This is a genomic window from Escherichia sp. TW14182 (genome assembly GCF_000208525.1).
GTDB classification, from domain to species: Bacteria; Pseudomonadota; Gammaproteobacteria; order Enterobacterales; family Enterobacteriaceae; genus Escherichia; species Escherichia ruysiae.
This window is the reverse complement of the sequence record NZ_AEJZ01000010.1, coordinates 1-7,049: the sequence shown is the minus strand read 5'-3', so window position 1 is coordinate 7,049 and position 7,049 is coordinate 1. Positions and strand designations below refer to the sequence as shown.

8 protein-coding genes are annotated in these 7,049 nt (G+C 52.1%); 3 read left to right on the top strand and 5 right to left on the bottom strand.

Annotated elements, in window-relative coordinates; genetic code table 11:
- The 4 genes from EQY_RS0101330 to mreB form a co-directional block, all read right to left on the bottom strand.
- A partial coding sequence (locus tag EQY_RS0101330; RefSeq protein ID WP_000203082.1) for a Maf family protein occupies positions 1-331 on the bottom strand: 331 nt, incomplete at its 3' end.
- A gap of 8 nt (positions 332-339) precedes the next feature.
- Positions 340-828 carry a rod shape-determining protein MreD gene (gene mreD, locus EQY_RS0101325; RefSeq protein ID WP_000135265.1) on the bottom strand — a complete coding sequence of 163 codons (489 nt, stop codon included), beginning with the start codon at positions 826-828 and terminating at the stop codon, positions 340-342.
- Positions 828-1,931: a rod shape-determining protein MreC gene (gene mreC, locus EQY_RS0101320; RefSeq protein WP_000802526.1), complete on the bottom strand. Its 1,104-nt coding sequence runs from the start codon at positions 1,929-1,931 to the stop codon at positions 828-830. The genes mreD and mreC overlap by 1 nt, the downstream gene beginning before the upstream one ends.
- Before the next feature lie 65 nt (positions 1,932-1,996).
- A complete protein-coding gene (gene mreB, locus EQY_RS0101315; RefSeq protein WP_000913396.1) occupies positions 1,997-3,040 on the bottom strand; it encodes a rod shape-determining protein MreB in 1,044 nt (347 codons plus the stop codon).
- 159 nt (positions 3,041-3,199) lie between these two features.
- Between mreB and EQY_RS26465 the strand changes: the two genes are divergently transcribed.
- On the top strand, positions 3,200-3,349 hold the full coding sequence (locus tag EQY_RS26465; protein WP_016159494.1) for a hypothetical protein: 150 nt from the start codon (positions 3,200-3,202) through the stop codon (positions 3,347-3,349).
- Here the strand turns inward: EQY_RS26465 and csrD are convergent.
- Entirely contained in the window at positions 3,346-5,286 is a 1,941-nt protein-coding gene (gene csrD, locus EQY_RS0101310) for an RNase E specificity factor CsrD (RefSeq protein WP_001241425.1), read from the bottom strand. The two genes, EQY_RS26465 and csrD, sit on opposite strands and share 4 nt — an antisense overlap.
- 151 nt (positions 5,287-5,437) lie before the next feature.
- Between csrD and acuI the strand changes: the two genes are divergently transcribed.
- The gene (gene acuI, locus EQY_RS0101305) at positions 5,438-6,412 is read left to right on the top strand and encodes an acrylyl-CoA reductase (NADPH) (protein ID WP_001148446.1); all 975 of its coding nucleotides are present in this window, start codon (positions 5,438-5,440) and stop codon (positions 6,410-6,412) included.
- A 97-nt stretch (positions 6,413-6,509) separates the two neighbouring features.
- Positions 6,510-7,049: molybdopterin-dependent oxidoreductase (locus EQY_RS0101300; RefSeq protein WP_000723883.1), on the top strand; the 540-nt coding region annotated here is incomplete at its 3' end.

Below are 7,049 nucleotides of genomic sequence, written 5' to 3'. Positions count from 1 at the left end.
CCCCCCGCCCCCCCGCCGTCATTACCTGATGAGTCTGTCCCGATAATTTGCGCAACATCTGCGCCGCATGTTCTGCATCGCGCGGTTTCTCTAACACTTCCCCATTCAGGACAACAATGGTATCCGCTCCCAGTACCGGGAGATCCTGCGCAGTATGAGCAACACCTGCTTGCGCTTTCTCACGCGCCAGACGCATAACATACTGCTGCGCGCTCTCCTGCGGATGGCGCTGTTCCTCAATGCCCGTAACAATACGTTCAAAGGTCACGCCAAGTTGCGCAAGTAACTCCTGACGACGCGGAGAACCGGAAGCTAAATACAGAGAAGTCATAGAAACCTTTATTGCACTGCAAACTGCTGACGGATTTTGCGCATCAGCAAGAAAATCCACGGCCAGAGCACACCATTGACTACACTACTCCAGAACACTTCGGGTCTGAAAGAGACGTTGATCACTAAAAACTCTGCCCAGAAAACAATAATATCCACTACCAGCGAAAGCAACATGACGACCAGCGCCTGCTGCCATAATGCCAGGTTGCGGAAAAGCTGGAATTTCAGTGCTACCAGATAAGCAATGATACTCATCGACAACGCCCGGACACCGAGCGTAGAGCCACTGATCAGATCCAGTATGGCACCCATCACAAAACCTGTGCCCACATTTACGCGATGGGGCAAGGCCAGGATCCAATACAGCAAGATGAGCAATACCCAGTTTGGCCGGAAAACGATGAGATTATCCGGCCAGGGCATAATTTGTAGTAACAAGGCGATGAGGAAAGAGAGCCAGATAACCCAGCGCCCCTGGCTACGATATCTCGCCACTATTGCCCTCCTGGCGCACGTGCAGGCGGTTGAGCACCACTTTGCGGCGGCGTAGCCCTTTGTGGAGAGCGGTTAGCAGCGGGCTGTGTCGGCGCAGCAGGCGCAGTAGCTGCATTTCCTGTCGTCGGTTGCTGCGGAGTCGGCTGAGCGATCCCCGTTGCCGGTTCAGGTAACTTTGGCCCCATCGCGTCTGGCGAAGGCAATACCTGCGGCATCATCTGCATCAGACGTTCATTAGCAACGCGATGCACCTCTTCCGGCGTCATCGGGTTAGCGCCGTTACGATCTGCGCCCCACAGCAGCAGCAGATAACGCAAACGTTGCAGTCCCGCAGTCGGACGCGCCTGGATCACGGTATAAGCGCGCTGGGTATCGAGTTTCACAGAAGAGACGACCGCCACCGGATAACCTTCCGGGAAGCGTCCACCAAGACCAGATGTCACCAATACATCACCAACACGAATATCAGTATTCGCTGGCAGGTGCTCAAGTTGTAAATCATCAGTACAACCGTTACCCGCAGCAATTACGCGGATATCATTACGGAGTACCTGAATTGGCAGTGCATGGGTCGCGTCGCAAATCAGCAACACGCGGCTGGTCAGTTTGGCGACCGCCACCACCTGGCCAACAACACCTTTGTCGCTGATGACCGGCTGGCCTTCATAAACTCCGTTAACGCTGCCTTTGTCGATAACGACTTGATCGCTATACGGATCGTTAACCGTAGAGATAACCTGGGTCACCATCTTTTGCTCATCCTGGCGCAACGGAGAACCCAGCAGCTCGCGCAGGCGCGCGTTCTCCTGTTTGTATTGTCCAAGCATCAGCAGTTCGCTGTTTTTCAACAGCAATTCCTGACGTAACGCCCGGTTTTCAAGTTCTAGTTGATCACGCGAGGCCAGCGTCTGTGATACGCCATCCAGCAATTCTCGAGGAGCATTGGAAACAAAGTAGAAAGGACTGACGGCGGTATCCATATAGGTACGGATTTGACTAAACATCCCCAGGCGACTGTCGGCAATAATAACGCCGAGCGCCACCAGCACCGCCAGAATAAGGCGAATCTGTAGCGACGGGCCACGGCTAAAAATTGGCTTCATAAGTTATGCGTATTCTCGTATCAGACCAGGCAGGGCAAACAGATGTTCCCCCTGCCTGCATCCGATTACTCTTCGCTGAACAGGTCGCCGCCGTGCATGTCGATCATTTCCAGTGCTTTGCCGCCACCGCGTGCCACACAGGTCAGCGGGTCTTCAGCAACAACAACTGGAATGCCGGTTTCTTCCATTAACAAACGGTCAAGGTTACGCAGCAGCGCACCACCGCCAGTGAGCACCATTCCGCGCTCGGAAATGTCGGAAGCGAGTTCCGGCGGGCACTGCTCCAGCGCAACCATCACCGCGCTAACGATGCCGGTCAGCGGTTCTTGCAGCGCTTCGAGGATTTCGTTGGAATTCAATGTAAAGCCGCGTGGCACGCCTTCTGCCAGGTTACGGCCACGAACTTCGATTTCACGGACTTCATCGCCCGGATAAGCAGAACCGATTTCGTGTTTGATACGTTCTGCAGTCGCTTCACCGATCAGAGAACCGTAGTTACGACGAACGTAGTTGATGATCGCTTCGTCGAAGCGGTCACCACCAATACGTACAGAAGAGGAGTAAACTACACCGTTCAGAGAGATAACGGCCACTTCAGTAGTACCACCACCGATATCAACCACCATGGAGCCGGTTGCTTCAGATACCGGCAAGCCGGCACCGATTGCTGCTGCCATCGGCTCTTCAATCAGGAATACTTCGCGGGCGCCTGCGCCCTGCGCGGATTCACGAATAGCACGACGCTCAACCTGGGTAGCGCCAACCGGCACACAAACCAGAACTCGCGGGCTTGGACGCATAAAGCTGTTGCTGTGCACTTGTTTGATAAAGTGCTGGAGCATCTTTTCAGTCACGAAGAAATCAGCGATAACGCCATCTTTCATTGGGCGAATGGCAGCAATATTGCCCGGCGTACGGCCCAGCATCTGCTTCGCGTCATGACCTACTGCAGCTACGCTTTTCGGTGAACCGGCACGATCCTGACGAATAGCCACCACAGAAGGCTCATTCAATACGATGCCTTGTCCTTTTACATAAATGAGGGTATTCGCAGTACCCAGGTCAATGGACAAGTCATTGGAAAACATGCCACGAAATTTTTTCAACATACTAAGGGATAATCCTGAAAGCTGGGGCGGAAAAGAAAATCCGCTTACTTTACCAACCACACGCAGCAGCGACAAGGCGCAAAAATCATCTGCTACGGTGAAAATTAGTGCAGTTTGTTTCCTTTGTTACAAATCTCTACCTGAGTCCAGAGAGGCTAAATGCATCAGCATGCATTCCTCGCCTGTTTGCAACTGCGTAAGGTCATTAATCTGCATATGTGCTGCAACAATCTGGCGAACAGACAAGCACGCTCCCGTGAAACGCAGCGCGCGTTATTCTACGTGAAAACGGATCAAACGGCAGGTTAAACCGAGTATCTTTGTGAATATTTTTTCACGTTAGTATCAAGTGGCTGTGAGGACGCAAAAAAATCTCCCTGCCCACCCAAAACCCCACGCTGAATCAGGGTCTGCCACTCGCTTCGCGAACGTACACCAGTAGCGTAAACCTGGGTGTTGGTCCCGGAACACGCTTCTACCATGCTCTGAACCAACAATTGATTCTCTGTTCGCTTCTCAATGTTTCTTACCAGCCCCGGATGGAGCTTGAGTAATTCAACATTAAGTTCTTTGATCCAACGGGTACTTACCAGCGTCAAACCAGCCTGGTTGACGGCGACCCGAGCCCCTAAAGCATTCATCAAACGAATGACAGGTTGCAAGCGACCGATATGTTGACCAACATCAGCCTCTGCAAGTTCAATAATTATGCGTTTTCGCTGTGATTTTTCACACTGCATCAGCGTATCACGTAGCCAACGCTGGAAACGCGGGCGAATCAACGACTCAACGGTGACCTGAATCGCCAGATTTTCTTGTGGCCAATAGCGTAACAGCGGGATGAGGCGACTGACTTGCAGACGGTCATACTCTTCCGATAAGCCAAACTGCAACACCATCGGCATATATTCCGCCGAACTGACCTCTTCGTTACCATCAAAGATACGACACATCAGTTCGCGATGATGAACCAGCCCTTCACGAGTAACCGCCGGTTTTTGATAAAGACGCGGGCCTCCGCGACTCAGCATTTGCTCGATGAGCGTCCGCCAGCGAACGTTACCGCGTCCTTTTTCAGGTAACGAGTCATCGTAAATAGCCCAGCTATTGCCGCCCTGTAATCCCGCATTGCGCGTGGCGGATTCCGCATGTTCCATCACCTGTTCGGTATCCTGCCCGCTACGCCAGGCACAGATGCCGATGTGAATCATATCATCACGATCGAGCATTTTATTCGTCGGTAAGGTATCGACCGCCTTGATCAATTGCCCGGCAATGCTCTCCGCCTCTTTTAATGTCCGATGTGGCAACAGCACGGCGAAATCGCTACGGTGATAACGCGCCAATAGCGCCCCGGGATAACGCATCATAAATGTCGATAACAGATTTGTCAGGGTGAAGAGTTGTTCTTCAACCTGGCTGTGCCCCCAAGTGTCGCTCAACATATTGAAATCCGGCAGGCGGATCATCATCACGATCCCGTGAGTCCCCACTTTCTCCTGATCTTCCAGTAACGTTGCTAACTGATTATCGAAAAAAAGTCGGTTATTGAGGCCGGTTTTGATGTCCTGAGCAGCATAGGAGCGGATCAGTGTATCAAGACGACTGTGCTGTTCGCGTGCGTTCTGAATTTCACAAAGCAGCGTATCCAGCGCACTGCTGGTTCTGGGCGGCCATTCATAGATGGTTCCCAACACATTCGAGCCACGCTCGCCATTTAAAATACGTGTAGCGCGGGTTTCCAGCAATTCTTGCCCGGCAAGTTGCCGCTGTAACCAGCGTACTGCCAGGAAAAGCATAATAATGATAAATCCAATCGCACCGGTGAGCGGTGCGGTGGTCATCAACGAGTGGAAATAGTTGCCCATCGGATCCTGATAAACCAAACGCAGCGACATCCCCGGATGTTTAATCAACGGCACAGTCAGTTCGCGAAACAGATCGCTGGTTCCCACCGGACGGTAACTACCATTGCGGGACTGGGTATAAACCTGTTTTTTATCGTGCAAAAGATCCACGCGAACAATATCCGCCGACATCATCAGTTCGCTGATTTGTGGCCTCAATGTGCTGAAGTCATTCGATACAAGGTGAGTATCGATAGCCGTCGCCACTGCCTGAACACGATGACTAAACTTATACTGAATGGCGTTGTAGAAACTAAGCGAGCAGCCCAACAGAGTCACAAAAATTGTTAACCCGGTGAGCAGCGTGACAAAGGCCGAAAATTTCGTCGTTAATCTCATCCTTGTGTTAACTCCGATAGTGAGGACGCGGGCATACTAGCAAATCAGATTTATCTCGCAATTTATTGCGCTTCATCGGCTTTGCTTTTCCATTAGCGAGTATAGTCTTCAGAAATTATTTTCCAATCCATCATGCACATGAGGATCTCTTATGCAGGCGTTACTTTTAGAACAGCAGGACGGTAAAACCCTCGCATCTGTACAGACTCTGGACGCAAGTCGCCTGCCGGAAGGCGATGTGACGGTCGATGTCCACTGGTCGAGTCTGAATTATAAAGATGCGCTGGCGATTACCGGTAAAGGAAAAATCATCCGTAATTTTCCGATGATTCCTGGTATTGACTTCGCCGGAACTGTACGCGCCAGTGAAGATCCTCGTTTTCATGCCGGTCAGGAAGTGTTACTGACGGGTTGGGGCGTCGGTGAAAACCACTGGGGCGGGCTGGCACAACAGGCGCGCGTAAAAGGTGACTGGCTGGTTGCGATGCCGCAGGGTCTGGACGCGCGTAAAGCGATGGTTATCGGTACTGCCGGGTTTACCGCCATGCTGTGCGTACTGGCACTGGAAGATGCCGGTATTCGTCCGCAGGATGGCGAGATTGTGGTGACGGGCGCCAGCGGCGGCGTCGGCAGTACGGCTGTGGCGCTGCTGCATAAGTTGGGTTATCAGGTCGTTGCTGTATCTGGTCGCGAAAGTACCCATGAATATCTGAAAAGTTTAGGAGCCAGCCGTATTCTGCCCCGCGATGAGTTTGCTGAGTCCCGTCCCCTGGAAAAGCAACTCTGGGCAGGCGCAATTGACACTGTTGGTGACAAAGTACTGGCGAAAGTGCTGGCACAAATGAACTACGGCGGCTGCGTGGCGGCTTGTGGTCTGGCGGGTGGCTTTGCTCTGCCAACCACGGTAATGCCGTTTATTCTGCGCAACGTCCGTCTGCAAGGAGTGGATTCAGTCATGACGCCACCAGCTCGTCGGGCGCAGGCCTGGCAGCGTCTGGTCGCCGATCTACCGGAATCATTCTATTCACAAGCAGCAAAAGAAATCTCACTGACAGAGGCACCGAAGTTTGCCGAAGCCATTATTAATAACCAGGTGCAGGGGCGCACTCTGGTAAAAATAAGTTAAGATTTCGTACAAAATAATTTACATATAACTAACGAATTTTAGCAGCACTTTGACATTCTCCCTGCCATAGTAATCAGGAGCATACCGGGAGTCTGTTATGAAAAAAATTCGTCAATTTACAGAAGCCGATGTCACTGCCGAATCGGCTTTTTTTATGCAACGTCGGCAGATTCTGAAAACGTTAGGCATCAGCGCGGCTGCACTTTCTCTGCCAACCACTACACATGCCGACCTGCTTAGCTGGTTTAAGGGCAACGATCGTCCGCCCGCGCCAGCCGGGAAGCCGCTGGAGTTTAGTAAACCTGCCGCCTGGCAAAATAACCTGCCGCTCACGCCGGAAGATAAAGTTTCCGGCTATAACAACTACTATGAGTTCGGGCTGGATAAAGCGGATCCAGCGGCAAATGCCGGCAGCCTGAAAACCGATCCGTGGACGTTGAACATCAGTGGTGAAGTCGCCAAACCATTAACGCTCGACCATGACGCCTTAACCCATCGTTTCCCGCTGGAAGAGCGGATTTACCGTATGCGCTGTGTGGAGGCGTGGTCGATGGTAGTACCGTGGATTGGTTTCCCGCTGCACAAATTACTGGCACTGGCGGAACCAACCAGTAACGCGAAATACGTCGCCTTCGAA

What these genes read in the sequence shown, in the direction of transcription:
- mreC (WP_000802526.1), bottom strand. Translation starts at nt 1,931, where the DNA reads ATGAAGCCAATTTTTAGCCGTGGCCCGTCGCTACAGATTCGCCTTATT.
- mreB (WP_000913396.1), bottom strand. Translation starts at nt 3,040, where the DNA reads ATGTTGAAAAAATTTCGTGGCATGTTTTCCAATGACTTGTCCATTGAC.
- EQY_RS26465 (WP_016159494.1), top strand. Translation starts at nt 3,200, where the DNA reads ATGCATCAGCATGCATTCCTCGCCTGTTTGCAACTGCGTAAGGTCATT.
- csrD (WP_001241425.1), bottom strand. Translation starts at nt 5,286, where the DNA reads ATGAGATTAACGACGAAATTTTCGGCCTTTGTCACGCTGCTCACCGGG.
- acuI (WP_001148446.1), top strand. Translation starts at nt 5,438, where the DNA reads ATGCAGGCGTTACTTTTAGAACAGCAGGACGGTAAAACCCTCGCATCT.